Genomic DNA, 14,844 nt, shown 5'->3' with positions numbered 1-14,844 from the left:
ATTTAACTGTGTTAGAGTAATCGCAAGAACAAAATTTCTCTGAGATGTTTGCAAGCGGGCCAGTCCCCTGAGCCGATATTTCATACCACAAGAATGTGGCGCTCCACGGTTGGTGAGCATGCTCGGTCCGTCCGAGAAGCCTTAAGACTGTGACGACACATTCACCTTGAACCAAGGGTTCAAGGGTTACAGCCTGCGGCGGCATCTCGGAGATTCCCTTCTTTTTCGCTCTATCCCCCCATATGTTAATTTCTGGCTTTTGCCGTCATGTATTAAACTATGCCTGTTTGTATCGCTTGATCACCGATGAGACTCTGGTATGACTCTATTGTCAGATATCCCGTACACCCGACAGCAAATTCGCCAGCAGACTCGCCTGCGCCGACGCGCGTTAACGCCAGAGCAGCAAACGCTGTTTGCCCTTCAGGCGGCAGACCGGATGATGGCCTACCCGCCGGTTCTGCGGGCGCATACGGTGGCAGCCTTTCTTTCGTTTGATGGTGAGCTTGATACGCAACCGCTTATTGAGCAACTCTGGCGGGCAGGCAAACGAGTTTATCTTCCTGTGCTTCACCCTTTCAGTCCGGGCAACCTTCTGTTTCTACACTACCATCCGGGCAGTAACCTGGTGGTGAATCGTTTGAAAATCCACGAACCAAAGCTTGATGTCCGTGATGTTCTTCCCCTTAGCCAACTGGATGTTCTGATTACGCCGTTGGTAGCGTTTGATGCTTCCGGACAGCGCCTGGGAATGGGTGGCGGATTTTACGACCGAACGCTGCAAAACTGGCGGCAGTATCATCTACAACCGGTCGGCTACGCCCACGACTGCCAGCAGGTAGAAGCACTACCAACGGAGCAGTGGGATATCCCGCTGCCCGCAGTGGTTACGCCAGCAAAAACCTGGCTCTGGTAGAGCGTCAGCCCCATTGACATTGCTTTTTTTTTAACCTAAATTTTCGGGTAAAGGGTGAGGGAGGCGAACCTCCCTCCTGCTTCCTCTCTGTTAATATACCGGCCAGGCAATGATTAACAGGATAAGCAGCATGATGAAGAGTCTCATCATCGTCCCTTTCCTTTTAAAGCCCCTTCTTCGGTAGGGGCTTTCCCGTTTCAGCCCCACGCTGAGCCCTTATCGTAAATCCCTTTATTTCAGGCACAACGACATCCATCGGCTTTAATCACCGTTTGCGGCAAGCCTCGCAAAGCGTTTGCATGAGCGTGGGAAATTTCAGAATTGCGGTATTAAGAAGGGAAAAAGGGGCAGGCCGAGGACCTGCCCACTGGCAAGAAAGAAATCAGAACAGCAGACGTGCGCGGATAGTGCCTGGGATAGCCTTCATCGCCTGCAGCGCGGTCTGCGCCACATCTTCTTCGGCTTCGATATCAATAACTACGTAGCCCATCTGCGGAGTGGTTTGCAGATACTGCGCCGCGATGTTAATGCCCTGGGCGGCAAAAATCTGGTTAATTGCGGTCAGGACACCCGGACGGTTTTCATGAATATGAAGCAGGCGACGACCGCCGTGCAGCGGCAGCGACACTTCCGGGAAGTTAACCGCAGAGAGCGTTGAGCCGTTATCAGAATACTTCGCCAGCTTGCCCGCCACTTCCAGACCGATGTTTTCCTGTGCTTCCTGAGTAGAGCCACCAATATGCGGGGTCAGGATAACGTTGTCGAACTCACATAGCGGAGAGTTGAACGGGTCGCTGTTGGTCGCCGGCTCCGTCGGGAATACGTCGATCGCCGCGCCCGCCAGGTGTTTGCTCGCCAGCACATCACACAGCGCCGGGATATCAACCACGGTACCACGAGAGGCGTTAATCAACAGCGCGCCGGGTTTCATCAGCGCCAGCTCTTCCGCGCCAATCATGTTCTTGGTGGAGGCATTTTCCGGCACGTGCAGGCTCACCACATCGCTCATATTCAGCAAATCAGAGAGATGCTGCACCTGAGTGGCGTTACCTAACGGCAGTTTACTTTCAATGTCGTAGAAATAGACGTGCATCCCCAGCGATTCTGCCAGGATACCCAGTTGAGTACCGATATGGCCATAGCCGATAATACCCAGCTTTTTACCGCGAGCTTCGAAGCTGCCAACCGCCAACTTGTTCCATACGCCACGGTGCGCTTTGGCGTTCGCCGCCGGTACGCCGCGCAGCATCAGCAGCAGCTCACCAATAACCAGTTCAGCAACGGAGCGGGTATTTGAGAACGGCGCGTTAAACACCGGAATACCACGTTTTGCCGCCGCATTTAAATCAACCTGATTGGTACCGATACAGAAGCAGCCGACCGCCACCAGCTTTTCCGCCGCCGCGAAGATCTCTTCAGTCAGATGAGTACGGGAACGCAGGCCGATGAAATGGGCATCACGGATCGACGCTTTCAGCTCTTCGCTGTCCAGCGCGCCTTTGTGAAATTCGATATTGGTGTAGCCTGCTGCACGAAGGTTATCCACCGCTTTTTGATGAACACCTTCAACCAGCAGAAATTTAATCTTGTCTTTTTCCAGTGATACCTTAGCCATTTCCCCGTCCTGTTTTTGTCTTAACTGATGTCGTGCGGAACGAAAGTTCTTCTCAGCAACATATCAAAAAAAACTATTGCGGCAATATGAACGTTTGCGTCGGCAACCTGAAGAAATATCAATCAGAGGGAAATAGCAGGACAAAACACCAGAAAATAAAAGAAAGGTAGATTCTTACCTATCCAGGACGCATAAGTGTGACAGAAGTCACCAAAATAGGCCTGAAGAAAAAATATTTGCGAGGGAGCCATTCACTCCCTCGAATCAAACTATTTAGTGATAGTTTTTACACCATCAGCGGTGCCGATCAGCGCAACATCAGCGCCACGATTCGCGAACAGGCCGACGGTCACAACGCCCGGAATACCGTTAATGGTATTTTCCAGCGCGATAGCGTCGAGAATTTCCAGACCAAACACATCAAGGATCACGTTGCCGTTGTCGGTCACAACGCCCTGACGATATTCCGGGCGACCGCCCAGCTTAACCAGCTGACGCGCCACGGCGCTACGCGCCATCGGAATCACTTCTACCGGCAGCGGGAATTTACCCAGAATATCAACCTGCTTGGAAGCATCAGCGATACAGATAAATTTGTCTGCGACCGAAGCGATAATTTTCTCGCGCGTCAGCGCCGCGCCGCCGCCTTTAATCATCTGCATATGGCCGTTGATCTCATCAGCACCGTCCACATAGATACCGAGACGATCAACGCTGTTAAGATCAAAAACCGTAATACCGAGGCTTTTCAGTTTTTCGGTAGAGGCATCAGAGCTGGAAACCGCCCCTTCAATTTGCCCTTTCATGGTGCCCAGCGCATCAATAAAATGCGCCGCCGTGGAGCCTGTACCAACCCCTACGATGGTGCCCGGTTGTACATACTGCAATGCCGCCCAGCCTACTGCTTTTTTCAGTTCATCTTGCGTCATGATTATGGTCCGAGATGTGAATTCCTGTGGCGCATTATAGAACATCAGGGGGGCTATTGTCCCTGCGACGGAGATCACACAACGCAGTCGTCAATTTTTCATCTTCATCAAAAACAAATTTATGTCATAGTGCGAGTTAACGAAAAGTATTAGGGGGCACGCCAGAGCAATGAAACGACCGGACTACAGAACACTACAGGCGCTGGACGCGGTAATCAGGGAACGAGGGTTTGAGCGCGCCGCGCAGAAGCTTTGTATTACACAGTCCGCCGTCTCTCAGCGCATCAAACAGCTGGAAAATATGTTTGGGCAACCGCTGCTGGTACGCACCGTGCCACCGCGTCCCACCGAACAAGGGCAAAAGTTACTGGCCCTGCTGCGCCAGGTTGAACTGCTCGAAGAAGAGTGGCTGGGCGATGAGCAGACCGGTGCTACGCCGCTGCTGCTGTCGCTGGCGGTCAACGCCGACAGTCTGGCGACCTGGCTGCTGCCCGCGCTGTCCAGCGTACTTTCCGATTCCCCTATTCGCCTGAACCTGCAGGTGGAAGATGAAACCAGAACCCAGGAACGCTTGCGCCGCGGTGAAGTGGTCGGCGCGGTCAGTATCCAGCCGCAGGCGCTGCCAAGCTGTCTGGTCGATCAGCTCGGAGCCCTCGACTATCTGTTTGTTGCCTCTAAGGAATTTGCCCAGCGCTATTTCCCTAACGGAGTGACCCGCTCGGCGCTGCTCAAAGCGCCGGTGGTCGCATTCGATCATCTCGATGATATGCACCAGGCCTTTTTGCAGCAGAACTTCGACTTACCGCCGGGTAGCGTACCCTGCCATATCGTGAACTCTTCCGAAGCCTTTGTTCAACTGGCTCGCCAGGGAACGACCTGCTGTATGATCCCGCATCTGCAAATCGAGAGAGAGTTGAACAGCGGCGAACTTATCAACCTCACGCCGGGCCTGTTCCAGCGCCGGATGCTCTACTGGCATCGTTTTGCGCCGGAAAGCCGCATGATGCGCCGGGTGACCGATGCGCTGATTGATTACGGCCACAAAGTGTTAAGACAAGATTAAGCCTCGCCAGCAGGCCGGTTCCATCCGGCCTGCATGACCCACTATCCCCACATCACGTCTTTGAAATACATCACAAAATAAAATATTCCATGCGGCAAAAAACGACGCATTGATGGCTATTTTTTGCTGGCGACAAGGATCGTTAAAAAGCTCACCGTATTCGCAATACCTTATTTTAATTGTGGAATACGGAGCACAAAATGTCAGACTTGCAGGAGTGGCAAAAGCTTGCCAACAAGGAGCTGAGTCGGCGGGAAAAGACCGTCGATTCGCTGGTAAAACAGACGGCGGAAGGCATTGCCATTAAGCCGCTGTATACCGAAGCCGATCTTGATAATCTGGAAGTGACCGGCACCCTGCCCGGCCTCCCGCCCTACGTCCGCGGCCCACGCGCCACCATGTATACCGCACAGCCGTGGACTATTCGTCAGTACGCTGGTTTCTCCACAGCTAAAGAGTCTAACGCCTTCTATCGTCGAAACCTCGCCGCCGGGCAGAAAGGGCTCTCCGTCGCCTTCGACCTCGCCACCCACCGAGGCTATGACTCCGATAACCCGCGCGTGGCGGGCGATGTGGGAAAAGCGGGCGTGGCGATTGATACCGTCGAAGATATGAAGGTGCTATTCGATCAGATCCCGCTGGATAAGATGTCCGTATCGATGACCATGAACGGTGCGGTGCTGCCGGTGATGGCGTTTTATATCGTTGCGGCAGAAGAGCAAGGCGTGGCGCCGGAACAGCTTACCGGGACGATTCAGAACGATATTCTGAAAGAGTACCTGTGCCGCAATACTTACATTTACCCACCGAAGCCCTCAATGCGCATTATCGCCGACATCATTGCCTGGTGTTCGGGCAACATGCCGCGCTTTAACACCATCAGCATTAGCGGCTACCACATGGGCGAGGCGGGAGCCAACTGCGTACAACAGGTCGCCTTTACCCTGGCCGATGGCATCGAATACATCAAGGCTGCGCTCTCCGCTGGCCTGAAAATTGACGACTTTGCTCCGCGCCTGTCCTTCTTCTTTGGCATCGGCATGGATCTGTTTATGAACGTCGCGATGCTGCGCGCCGCACGCTATCTGTGGAGCGAGGCGGTCAACGGGTTTGGCGCCACTAATCCAAAATCCCTGGCGCTGCGCACCCACTGTCAGACTTCCGGCTGGAGCCTGACCGAACAGGATCCGTACAACAACGTCATTCGCACCACCATTGAAGCGCTCGGTGCCACGCTTGGCGGCACCCAGTCGCTGCACACCAACGCCTTTGACGAGGCGCTCGGCTTGCCCACCGATTTTTCCGCCCGCATCGCGCGCAATACGCAGATCATCATCCAGGAAGAGTCAGAGATCTGCCGCACGGTGGATCCGCTGGCCGGTTCCTATTACGTCGAATCGCTGACCGATCGCATCGTCAAACAGGCGCGGGCCATTATTCAACAGATCGACGAAGCAGGCGGAATGGCGAAGGCTATCGAAGCCGGACTGCCGAAACGGATGATCGAGGAGGCTTCCGCCCGCGAGCAATCTCTGATCGACCAGGGCAAGCGCGTTATTGTCGGCGTCAACAAATACAAGCTGGAGAAAGAGGACGAAACGGCGGTACTCGAGATCGACAACGTTAAGGTGCGCAACGAACAGATCGACTCGCTGGAGAGAATTCGGGCCAGTCGTGACGATGTGACGGTAAAAGCGGCGCTGAACGCCCTCACCCACGCTGCACAGCATAATGAAAATCTGCTGGCCGCCGCCATCAACGCCGCCCGTGTTCGCGCCACGCTGGGTGAAATCTCCGACGCGCTGGAGGCGGCGTTTGACCGCTATCTGGTCCCCAGCCAGTGCGTCACCGGAGTCATTGCGCAAAGCTATCATCAGTCCGACAAATCCGCCTGCGAGTTTGACGCTATCGTTGCGCAAACTGAACGTTTCCTTGCGGACAACGGCCGCCGCCCGCGCATCCTGATCGCCAAAATGGGTCAGGATGGCCACGATCGCGGGGCAAAAGTGATCGCCAGCGCCTATTCCGATCTCGGCTTCGATGTTGATCTCAGTCCGATGTTCTCCACGCCGGAAGAGATCGCCCGCCTGGCAGTAGAAAACGATGTGCACGTGGTTGGCGCCTCATCCCTGGCGGCAGGACACAAAACGTTAATTCCCGAGCTGGTCGCCGCGCTGAAAAAATGGGGGCGCGAAGATATCTGCGTTATCGCCGGTGGCGTCATCCCTCCGCAGGATTACGCTTTCCTGCAGGAGCACGGCGTGGCCGCTATTTATGGCCCCGGTACGCCAATGCTGGAAAGCGTGCGCGACGTTCTGGTAAGGATTAGCCAACATCATGATTAACGAATCCACGCTGGCGGACACCGTGCGGCAATTACGGATGGGCGAGCGGTCCACGCTTGCCCAGGCCATGACGCTGGTAGAAAGCCTGCATCCTCGCCACCAGTCGCTAAGCATACAGTTGCTGGATGCCATTATGCCCTTTACCGGTAACGCGCTGCGTTTAGGCATTACCGGAACGCCGGGAGCCGGAAAGAGTACCTTCCTGGAAGCTTTCGGTATGCTTCTGATCCGTCAGGGTTTTCGGGTAGCGGTGATCGCGGTCGATCCCAGCAGTCCGGTCAGCGGCGGCAGCATTCTTGGTGATAAAACGCGGATGATCGAACTGGCGCGATCGGATTCAGCATTCATCCGTCCGGTCCCCTCCTGCGGTCATCTTGGCGGCACGAGCCTGCGCGCGCGGGAGCTGATACTGCTGTGCGAAGCGGCGGGCTATGACGTGGTGATTGTTGAAACCGTCGGCGTCGGCCAATCGGAAACGGAGGTCTCCCGCCTGGTGGATTGCTTTATCTCGTTGCAGATCGCTGGCGGCGGTGACGATCTTCAGGGCATCAAGAAAGGGATCATGGAGATGGCTGATATCCTTGTCATCAATAAAGATGACGGGGAGAACCATGCCAGCGTCGCCATCACCCGCCATATGTATGAATCCGCCCTGCATATTCTGCGCCGCAAGCACGCCGAGTGGCAGCCGCGCGTTCTGAGCTGTAGCGCGCTGGAAAAACGCGGCATCGAAGCCGTCTGGCTCACCATTCTTGAGTTCAAAACAGCGCTGACGGACAGCGGCGGTCTGGAAAAAATGCGCCAGCACCAGGCGCTGGAGTGGCTGCAAAAGCAGACCGAAACAGAGGCGCTGCACCTGCTATTTTCCCGGACCGATTTCGAACGCTACTTCCAGCAAACGCTACAGGCGGTCAAAAACAACCACCTCTCGCCGCGCACCGGTCTGCACCAGATCAGCGAATTCCTCCAGAATCATTACTTTGCATGAAAGGATATTTATGTCTTATCAATATGTTAATGTCGAAATTATTCAGAAGGTTGCGGTTATTGAGTTTAATTATGCGCGTAAGCTCAACGCCTTAAGCAAGGTGTTTATCGACGATCTGATGCAGGCACTGAGCGACCTCAACACGCCGGAAATTCGCTGCGTGATTTTACGCGCGCCCAGCGGAGCGAAAGTCTTCTCCGCCGGTCACGATATTCATGAACTGCCTGCTGGACGCCGCGATCCGCTCTCTTATGACGATCCGCTGCGTCAGATTACCCGCATGATCCAAAAGTATCCGAAACCGGTGATCTCAATGGTCGAAGGCAGCGTCTGGGGCGGCGCATTTGAGATGATCATGAGTTCCGATCTGATCATCGCCGCCAGTACGTCAACCTTCTCCATGACGCCGGTCAACCTCGGCGTGCCGTACAACCTGGTCGGTATTCATAACCTGACCCGCGACGCCGGTTTCCATATCGTCAAAGAGCTGATTTTTACCGCCCTGCCGATTACCGCCCAGCGCGCGCTGGCGGTCGGCATTCTCAATCACGTGGTGGACGCCAACGAGCTGGAGGACTTCACCTTACAGATGGCGCACCACATCTCGGAAAAAGCGCCACTGGCGATTGCGGTAATAAAGGAAGAACTGCGCGTGCTTGGCGAAGCGCACACCATGAATTCCGACGAATTCGAACGAATTCAGGGGATGCGTCGCGCCGTTTACGACAGTGAGGATTATCAGGAAGGGATGAGCGCGTTTATGGAAAAACGTAAACCTCATTTCGTCGGCCATTAAGGAGAGCAAAATGAAACGGATGAGCGCCGATGAAGCAGCGGAGATTATCCAGCACGATCAGATGGTTGCCTTTAGCGGGTTCACGCCCGCCGGTTCGCCCAAAGCGCTGCCAGCAGCTATCGCCCGCCGCGCCAGTGAGCAACATCAAGCACAAAAGCCTTTCCAGATACGCTTACTGACCGGAGCGTCAATCAGCGCAGCCGCCGATGATGCGCTATCGGAAGCCGATGCCGTTTCGTGGCGCGCGCCATATCAGACGGCCTCTGGCCTGCGGCAAAAAATCAATCAGGGAAAGGTGAAGTTTGTCGACCTGCACTTGAGCGAAGTAGCGCAGATGGTCAACTATGGCTTCTTTGGTGATATTGATGTCGCGGTGATTGAAGCCTCGGCTATCGCGCCGGACGGGCGGGTCTGGCTCACCAGCGGCATCGGCAATGCGCCAACCTGGCTGCTGCGGGCAAAAAAAGTGATTATCGAACTGAATCACTACCACAACCCGCGCGTTGCTGAACTGGCTGATATTGTGCTCCCCGGCGCACCGCCGCACCGCAACAGCGTCTCTATTTTTCATGCGATGGATCGCGTCGGTACCCACTACGTACAAATCGATCCGCAAAAGATTGTCGCCGTGGTCGATACCGAACTGCCCGACGCCGGAAACGCGCTCGATAAAACCAACCCCGTTTGCCAGCAAATCGCCGATAACGTGGTGGCTTTTCTGCTGGAGGAGATGGCTCGTGGACGGATCCCACCTGAATTTCTGCCGCTGCAAAGCGGCGTGGGCAATATTAACAATGCGGTCATGGCGCGGTTGGGTGAGAATCCGGATATTCCCTCTTTTATGATGTACTCAGAGGTATTACAGGAGTCGGTAGTCCATCTGCTGGAAACGGGGAAAATCACCGGCGTCAGCGCTTCCAGCCTGACGGTATCCGCCGATTCGCTGCATAAGATTTACGACAATATGGATTTCTTCGCCAGCCGCATTGTCCTGCGCCCGCAGGAGATCTCCAATAATCCGGAAATTATTCGCCGTCTGGGGGTTATCGCTCTGAACGTGGGGCTGGAGTTTGATATCTACGGCCACGCCAACTCCACGCATGTGGCCGGGGTAAATCTGATGAACGGTATTGGCGGCAGCGGGGATTTTGAACGCAACGCTTATCTCTCTATCTTTATGGCGCCGTCTATCGCCAAAGACGGAAAAATCTCGACCATCGTGCCGATGTGCAGCCATGTTGACCATAGTGAGCACAGCGTAAAAGTGATCATTACCGAACAGGGGATCGCCGACCTGCGCGGACTATCACCGCTGCAGCGCGCCCGCGCTATCATTGATAATTGTGCACATCCGCTCTATCGGGACTATTTACACCGCTATCTGGACAGCGCTCCCGGCGGGCATATTCACCACGACCTCACCCACGCGTTCGACCTGCATCGCAACTTGATGGAATATGGCTCAATGCTTGGCTAGTTCTCCGCACCGTCGCGATCTTCAGTAATGTGCTGAAGCATCGTGGCGGTGTAACGGTGGTTTTTCAACGAATAGAGATATTCCTGCATATACATCGGGCTACCGGGCGCATCGAAGTACTTCAGCTTCGCCGGATTCACCAGACGCCAGGCAAAGTAAGGGATAACGGTCAAAAACTGCCCCCGCTCCACCGCGCTGATCTTAGCCATAAAGCTGTAAGGACGATAGATAATCGTCGGGTTGATCCCGCAGGGGCGCATATAAGCATCCAGCATCGCTTCAAAATTAGCCCGATGCTGGAAACGCATTTGCAGCCAGGGCAGCTCCCGCAAAAGCTCCTGCGCTGGCTTATCTTCATAGCGACGGGACACCAAAAACCCCAGACGCAGCGGCGTCAGCTCGCTGATGGTCAGATTTTCCAGCTCCTGCACGCGTGCTGAAACATGCTGCGGCGAGATAATAAAATCGAGCTGACGATCGAACAGGTTATCAATCACCCCGTTCTCGCTGAACTCCACCGCCTGGGTGGTCACACCATCATACTTATCGCCAAGGCTAATGAGCTGATCGAAAATAATCGTCGGATAGGTGTTGTCGATGCCGATGACGATATTGCGCGAGCGGTGCGCGGAGTGGTGAATTTCGTTATCAATAGCCGATAAGCGCTGATAAATCGGAAACAGCTTCTGATACAGCTCCTGTCCCGCTTTATTGAGGCTGATACTGTTATCTTTACGGGTAAACAGCGCATAGCCAATCTGATCCTCCAGCGCAGCAATGCTTTTGCCAAAGGGGGATGCCGTCATATGTATTTTTTCCGCCGCTCTGGCGATGTTATTGGTTTGCGCCAACAGGATGAAATTGCGCATTTTTTTCGAAATAAAGATATCCATGTTTACCTCGTCAAGGGACAGGGATATATCCTCACTTCATCAGGGGAAAAGACTTTTGCCGCGCTCTCATTTTTACAGATAGTCACAGAAAAAGCCCGGCGCAAAGGCCGGGCAATGGGATTACTGAGCAGGTTTAGGTTCTTCAGCAGGTTTCACTGGCGCAGCGGGTGCTGGCGCAGGCTGGGTTGGCTGCAGTTCAAACACCACATCCACCTGATCATCAAACTGAATAGTCGCCTGTTCGTAGGTTTCTTGAGCAGAAACCGGCGCCGCATCGGCTTTCATCATCCGCACCATCGGGCTTGGCTGGTAGTTGGAGACATGATAACGGACGCTATAGACCGGCCCCAGTTTACCGTGGAACCCGGTAGCCAGTTCCTGAGCCTGATGAATCGCATCATCAATCGCCGCTTTACGCGCTTTATCCTTATAAGCATCCGGCTGTGCGACGCCTAACGATACGGAGCGGATCTCATTCAGGCCAGCTTTTAATGCGCCATCGAGCAGACCGTTGAGCTTATCAAGCTGGCGCAGCGTGACTTCAACGCTACGCACCGCACGGTAACCCTTAAGTATGCTTTTACCATTCTGATAGTCGTAATCAGGCTGGGTACGCAGGTTGGCTGAATTAATGTCTTTTTTCCCAATCCCGCTCTTTTCCAGGAAGGAAAGATACTGAGCCACGCGCTCATCAGCCTGTTTCTTGGCGGATGCCGCATCTTTTGCGGAAACATTAACTTCAATCGCCAGGGTGGCGATATCAGGAACCGCAGCGACGCTGGCGGTGCCTGAAGTAACAATATGTGGACCATTCGGCAATTCGTTTGCCTGAGCTGCCATTGCGCTAAATCCGAGTGTCGCCGCCAGGGCTATGACTTTTAACTTCACTGTCGTTTCTCCATCTTACATTGGTCGTCCATACACGGACGCATGCCAGCAAGCTTAGCGCGTACACACGGAAAGTCCATCGGACAAGACTTAGTTAAGCAGCGCCTGCACGTGCGCGAACCCATCTTTCGCCAGCTGCAGAGCAATCACCCACATCACCAGGCCAACCAGAACGTTGATCATTCGCTGCGCCTTTGCCGTGCGCAGGCGCGGGGCCAGCCATGCGGCCAGCAGAGCCAGGCCGAAGAACCATAAGAATGAAGCGCTAATAGTACCTAGCGCAAACCAGCGCTTCGGCTCCATTGCCAACTGCCCCCCCAGACTGCCAAGCACCACGAAAGTATCAAGATAAACGTGTGGATTCAGCCAGGTCACCGCCAGCATGGTGACGATGATTTTCCAACGCCCTTGCTTCATGACTTCCGCGCTGGCCAGCTCCAGATTGCTGCTAAAGGCCGTTTTCAGAGCCCCAAAGCCGTACCACAATAAAAAAGCAACGCCGCCCCAGGTCACCAGCGCCAGCAGCCATGGCGACTGCATTAATAGCGCACTACCGCCAAAAATTCCGGCGCAGATAAGTACCAGGTCACTGATAGCGCACAGCAGGGCAATCATCAGATGATACTGGCGACGAATACCCTGATTCATCACAAACGCATTTTGCGGGCCAAGCGGCAAAATCATCGCCGCTCCCAGGGCAAGCCCTTGAAAGTAATAAGATAACATATGGGATTTTTCCATCGAAGTCGCTAATGCGGCTGACTATAGCGCGATAATATTATTAGAGGAAATTGATAATATTAATCATTAATTAGAACAACTAATAAGAGGCTAATTTTCAGACTTCCGTCCAGCATTCGAGGCTCCGTTATCCCGCTATAGTAGCCCTATGGAACCGACCCGCATCTTAAGGATGGACTGTGAAATTACCGCTTTTATTAACACGCTTATTAGCTATCGCCGTATTTGCTGCCGCGCCAGTGGCAGCAGTGAGTGCGGAAACCGTTCTGCACTATACCGATCATGAGCCTTACGGCAATATGCGTACCCGCGCCATAAAAGATATTTTTTTCAGCGAAATTGAAAAAGAATCTGCAGGCCGTTTGCGAATTGAGGCCCACTGGAACGGGGAGCGTTCCACCAGCTACAATGCGCTACGTACCGTTCAGGAAGGTATAGATGCTGACCTGGCAGTGGTGGTTCCGGAATATACGCCCGAACAGCTCCCCTTTCATCAGCTATTTAAAAGCTTTCCTCTTGGCCCCGATCGCGGTGAGAAACAGGTTCAATTCTTCGATCGTGTTTTTAGTGAAATCCCTGAGTTCAATGCTGAGCTTGAGCGCAATAGTCTGGTTAATTTGCAGTTTTTTCTCGGCTATCCTGCCGCCTTTTTCAGTACCGCCCCATATCAGAATCTAAGCACCTTGCAAGGTACCACATGGCGAACTGCCAGCTTCTGGCATCAGGCGTTTCTGGAAAATGCGGGTGCTAAAGTCGTGAAAATGCCATGGAATGAGCAAATCGCTCTGGCGCTAAAAGACAGGGCGCTCGACGGTCTGCTGGTTAATCTGGATAGCGGTTATGATATCCGGGCACATCAGACCGCAAAATTCATTCAGTACTCGCCGCAGCTATGGCTGGGCCATGTCTATCTCTTGACCATCAATAAAACGCGCTGGGAGCAACTTAGTGACGCTGACCGTGCAGCCATCCGACGAGCGGCCGCAACAACGCAAAAAGCACTGGGTCCCCTGCTCGACAGCAGTCTTGATACCATGATTAAAACCATGCGCAAAGAAGGCGCTCAGATCGAAAAACTGACGCCAGCCCAGCTCCAGAACTGGCTACGCGCCACTCATTTTTCTCAGGAACAGAAGAAATGGGTTGGGAAACAAGAAAAGAGCGGTATTGCTGACACAGGACGTGTGCTGCCGCTTGTCGCCTCCCGGCTGGATGGCGTCATGCACTAATGAAAAGGCCCGCGGTTTATGGCGAGCCTTTTCCTATCAAACTCAGGCGGGGAATTACTCTGCCTGATCTTTTACTTGTTTAAGGTTCACATCCATCTGCGGATACGGAAAGCTGATACCGTTGGCATCAAAATCGCGCTTAATACGTTCCAGAACATCCCAATAAACGCTTTGCAGATCGCTGCTTTTACTCCAGACACGCACCACATAGTTCACTGATGAAGCGCCCAGTTCATTCAGGCGAACGGTCATTTCACGATCTTTCAGGATGCGCTCGTCCGACTCAATGATATTGGTCAGTAGCTGTTTTACCTTATCGATATCAGCATCGTAGGCCACGCCAATCACAAACTCGTTGCGACGGACCGGCTCGCGGGAGAAGTTGATGATGTTTCCGGCAATAATTTTACCGTTCGGAACCACCACAATCTTACCATCCGCGCTGCGCAGGGTTGTGGAGAAAATCTGCACGTTCAACACGGTACCCGCGATGCCGCCCAGGTCAACGTATTCGCCCGCACGGAACGGACGGAATACGACCAGCAGGACGCCAGCGGCAAGGTTAGAGAGCGAACCCTGTAGCGCCAGACCGACGGCTAAACCGGCAGCACCAAGAACCGCGATCACCGAGGCAGTCTGCACGCCCACGCGGCCCAGAGCGGCAATGAGCGTAAAGGCAATAACGGCGTAACGAACCAGCGCAGAAAGGAAATCGGCAACGGTGGCATCAATATGTCGCGCCCGCATCAGGCGGTTCACGGTATTGGAAACAATCCGCGCCACAATCAGACCGACAATAATAATCGCGATAGCCGCGACGATGTTGACGGCATAGCTCAGTAATAATTCCTGATTGCGCACCAGCCATGAACCGGCGTTATTTATGCTATCGACAACGTTCAAATCTTCCATTCAACATTCCTTATGGATACCCGGACGGGAAATAAAATAACTAAACCTGATA

Annotated in this window: 13 protein-coding genes and 1 other RNA gene; 8 read left to right on the top strand and 6 right to left on the bottom strand. The window is 53.8% G+C overall.

Annotated elements, in window-relative coordinates:
- Positions 1-33: 33 nt before the first annotated feature.
- A non-coding RNA gene (gene ssrS, locus FN082_RS22315) (6S RNA) lies at positions 34-217 on the top strand.
- A 102-nt stretch (positions 218-319) separates the two neighbouring features.
- The gene (locus FN082_RS22310; RefSeq protein ID WP_142462059.1) at positions 320-916 is read left to right on the top strand and encodes a 5-formyltetrahydrofolate cyclo-ligase; all 597 of its coding nucleotides are present in this window, start codon (positions 320-322) and stop codon (positions 914-916) included.
- Between the two features lie 382 nt (positions 917-1,298).
- Here the strand turns inward: FN082_RS22310 and serA are convergent, their stop codons facing one another.
- On the bottom strand, positions 1,299-2,531 hold the full coding sequence (serA, locus tag FN082_RS22305; RefSeq protein ID WP_139540306.1) for a phosphoglycerate dehydrogenase: 1,233 nt from the start codon (positions 2,529-2,531) through the stop codon (positions 1,299-1,301).
- A 269-nt stretch (positions 2,532-2,800) separates the two neighbouring features.
- Positions 2,801-3,460 carry a ribose-5-phosphate isomerase RpiA gene (gene rpiA, locus FN082_RS22300; protein WP_004125006.1) on the bottom strand — a complete coding sequence of 220 codons (660 nt, stop codon included), beginning with the start codon at positions 3,458-3,460 and terminating at the stop codon, positions 2,801-2,803.
- A gap of 169 nt (positions 3,461-3,629) precedes the next feature.
- Between rpiA and argP the strand changes: the two genes are divergently transcribed.
- From argP to FN082_RS22275, 5 genes are all read left to right on the top strand, one after another.
- Positions 3,630-4,523, top strand: a complete 894-nt coding sequence (gene argP / locus FN082_RS22295) for a DNA-binding transcriptional regulator ArgP (protein WP_139540308.1) — start codon at positions 3,630-3,632, stop codon at positions 4,521-4,523.
- A gap of 200 nt (positions 4,524-4,723) precedes the next feature.
- Positions 4,724-6,868 (top strand): methylmalonyl-CoA mutase, encoded by a 2,145-nt coding sequence (gene scpA, locus FN082_RS22290; protein WP_139540310.1) that lies wholly within the window; start codon positions 4,724-4,726, stop codon positions 6,866-6,868.
- The gene (gene meaB, locus FN082_RS22285) at positions 6,861-7,856 is read left to right on the top strand and encodes a methylmalonyl Co-A mutase-associated GTPase MeaB (RefSeq protein WP_142464912.1); all 996 of its coding nucleotides are present in this window, start codon (positions 6,861-6,863) and stop codon (positions 7,854-7,856) included. The genes scpA and meaB overlap by 8 nt, the downstream gene beginning before the upstream one ends.
- 10 nt (positions 7,857-7,866) lie before the next feature.
- Positions 7,867-8,652, top strand: coding sequence for a methylmalonyl-CoA decarboxylase (gene scpB / locus FN082_RS22280; protein WP_139540313.1), 786 nt, complete (start codon positions 7,867-7,869; stop codon positions 8,650-8,652).
- 10 nt (positions 8,653-8,662) lie between these two features.
- Positions 8,663-10,129, top strand: coding sequence for an acetyl-CoA hydrolase/transferase family protein (locus FN082_RS22275; protein ID WP_142982385.1), 1,467 nt, complete (start codon positions 8,663-8,665; stop codon positions 10,127-10,129).
- On the opposite strand, the gene srsR is transcribed toward FN082_RS22275, so the two are convergent.
- From srsR to argO, 3 genes are all read right to left on the bottom strand, one after another.
- On the bottom strand, positions 10,126-11,022 hold the full coding sequence (gene srsR / locus FN082_RS22270; RefSeq protein WP_142462063.1) for a LysR family transcriptional regulator SrsR: 897 nt from the start codon (positions 11,020-11,022) through the stop codon (positions 10,126-10,128). The two genes, FN082_RS22275 and srsR, sit on opposite strands and share 4 nt — an antisense overlap.
- A 120-nt stretch (positions 11,023-11,142) precedes the next feature.
- Complete coding sequence (locus FN082_RS22265; protein WP_142982384.1) at positions 11,143-11,910, bottom strand: oxidative stress defense protein; 768 nt, start codon at positions 11,908-11,910, stop codon at positions 11,143-11,145.
- Positions 11,911-12,000: 90 nt separating this feature from the next.
- Positions 12,001-12,636 carry an arginine exporter ArgO gene (gene argO / locus FN082_RS22260; RefSeq protein WP_139540321.1) on the bottom strand — a complete coding sequence of 212 codons (636 nt, stop codon included), beginning with the start codon at positions 12,634-12,636 and terminating at the stop codon, positions 12,001-12,003.
- A gap of 194 nt (positions 12,637-12,830) precedes the next feature.
- Between argO and dctP the strand changes: the two genes are divergently transcribed.
- The gene (gene dctP / locus FN082_RS22255; RefSeq protein WP_142982383.1) at positions 12,831-13,880 is read left to right on the top strand and encodes a TRAP transporter substrate-binding protein DctP; all 1,050 of its coding nucleotides are present in this window, start codon (positions 12,831-12,833) and stop codon (positions 13,878-13,880) included.
- A gap of 54 nt (positions 13,881-13,934) precedes the next feature.
- On the opposite strand, the gene FN082_RS22250 is transcribed toward dctP, so the two are convergent.
- Positions 13,935-14,792 (bottom strand): small-conductance mechanosensitive channel MscS, encoded by an 858-nt coding sequence (locus FN082_RS22250; protein WP_139540324.1) that lies wholly within the window; start codon positions 14,790-14,792, stop codon positions 13,935-13,937.
- Positions 14,793-14,844: the final 52 nt, after the last annotated feature.

Origin of the sequence: Klebsiella spallanzanii (assembly GCF_902158555.1) — a bacterium.
GTDB lineage: Bacteria > Pseudomonadota > Gammaproteobacteria > Enterobacterales > Enterobacteriaceae > Klebsiella > Klebsiella spallanzanii.
The sequence above is the reverse complement of the archived record's forward strand: the minus strand, read 5'-3'. Positions and strand labels throughout refer to the sequence as shown.

Bases quoted from the DNA above. Each gene is read 5' to 3' on its own strand.
- FN082_RS22310 (WP_142462059.1), top strand. From the start codon at position 320: ATGACTCTATTGTCAGATATCCCGTACACCCGACAGCAAATTCGCCAG.
- serA (WP_139540306.1), bottom strand. From the start codon at position 2,531: ATGGCTAAGGTATCACTGGAAAAAGACAAGATTAAATTTCTGCTGGTT.
- rpiA (WP_004125006.1), bottom strand. From the start codon at position 3,460: ATGACGCAAGATGAACTGAAAAAAGCAGTAGGCTGGGCGGCATTGCAG.
- argP (WP_139540308.1), top strand. From the start codon at position 3,630: ATGAAACGACCGGACTACAGAACACTACAGGCGCTGGACGCGGTAATC.
- scpA (WP_139540310.1), top strand. From the start codon at position 4,724: ATGTCAGACTTGCAGGAGTGGCAAAAGCTTGCCAACAAGGAGCTGAGT.
- meaB (WP_142464912.1), top strand. From the start codon at position 6,861: ATGATTAACGAATCCACGCTGGCGGACACCGTGCGGCAATTACGGATG.
- scpB (WP_139540313.1), top strand. From the start codon at position 7,867: ATGTCTTATCAATATGTTAATGTCGAAATTATTCAGAAGGTTGCGGTT.
- FN082_RS22275 (WP_142982385.1), top strand. From the start codon at position 8,663: ATGAAACGGATGAGCGCCGATGAAGCAGCGGAGATTATCCAGCACGAT.
- srsR (WP_142462063.1), bottom strand. From the start codon at position 11,022: ATGGATATCTTTATTTCGAAAAAAATGCGCAATTTCATCCTGTTGGCG.
- argO (WP_139540321.1), bottom strand. From the start codon at position 12,636: ATGTTATCTTATTACTTTCAAGGGCTTGCCCTGGGAGCGGCGATGATT.
- FN082_RS22250 (WP_139540324.1), bottom strand. From the start codon at position 14,792: ATGGAAGATTTGAACGTTGTCGATAGCATAAATAACGCCGGTTCATGG.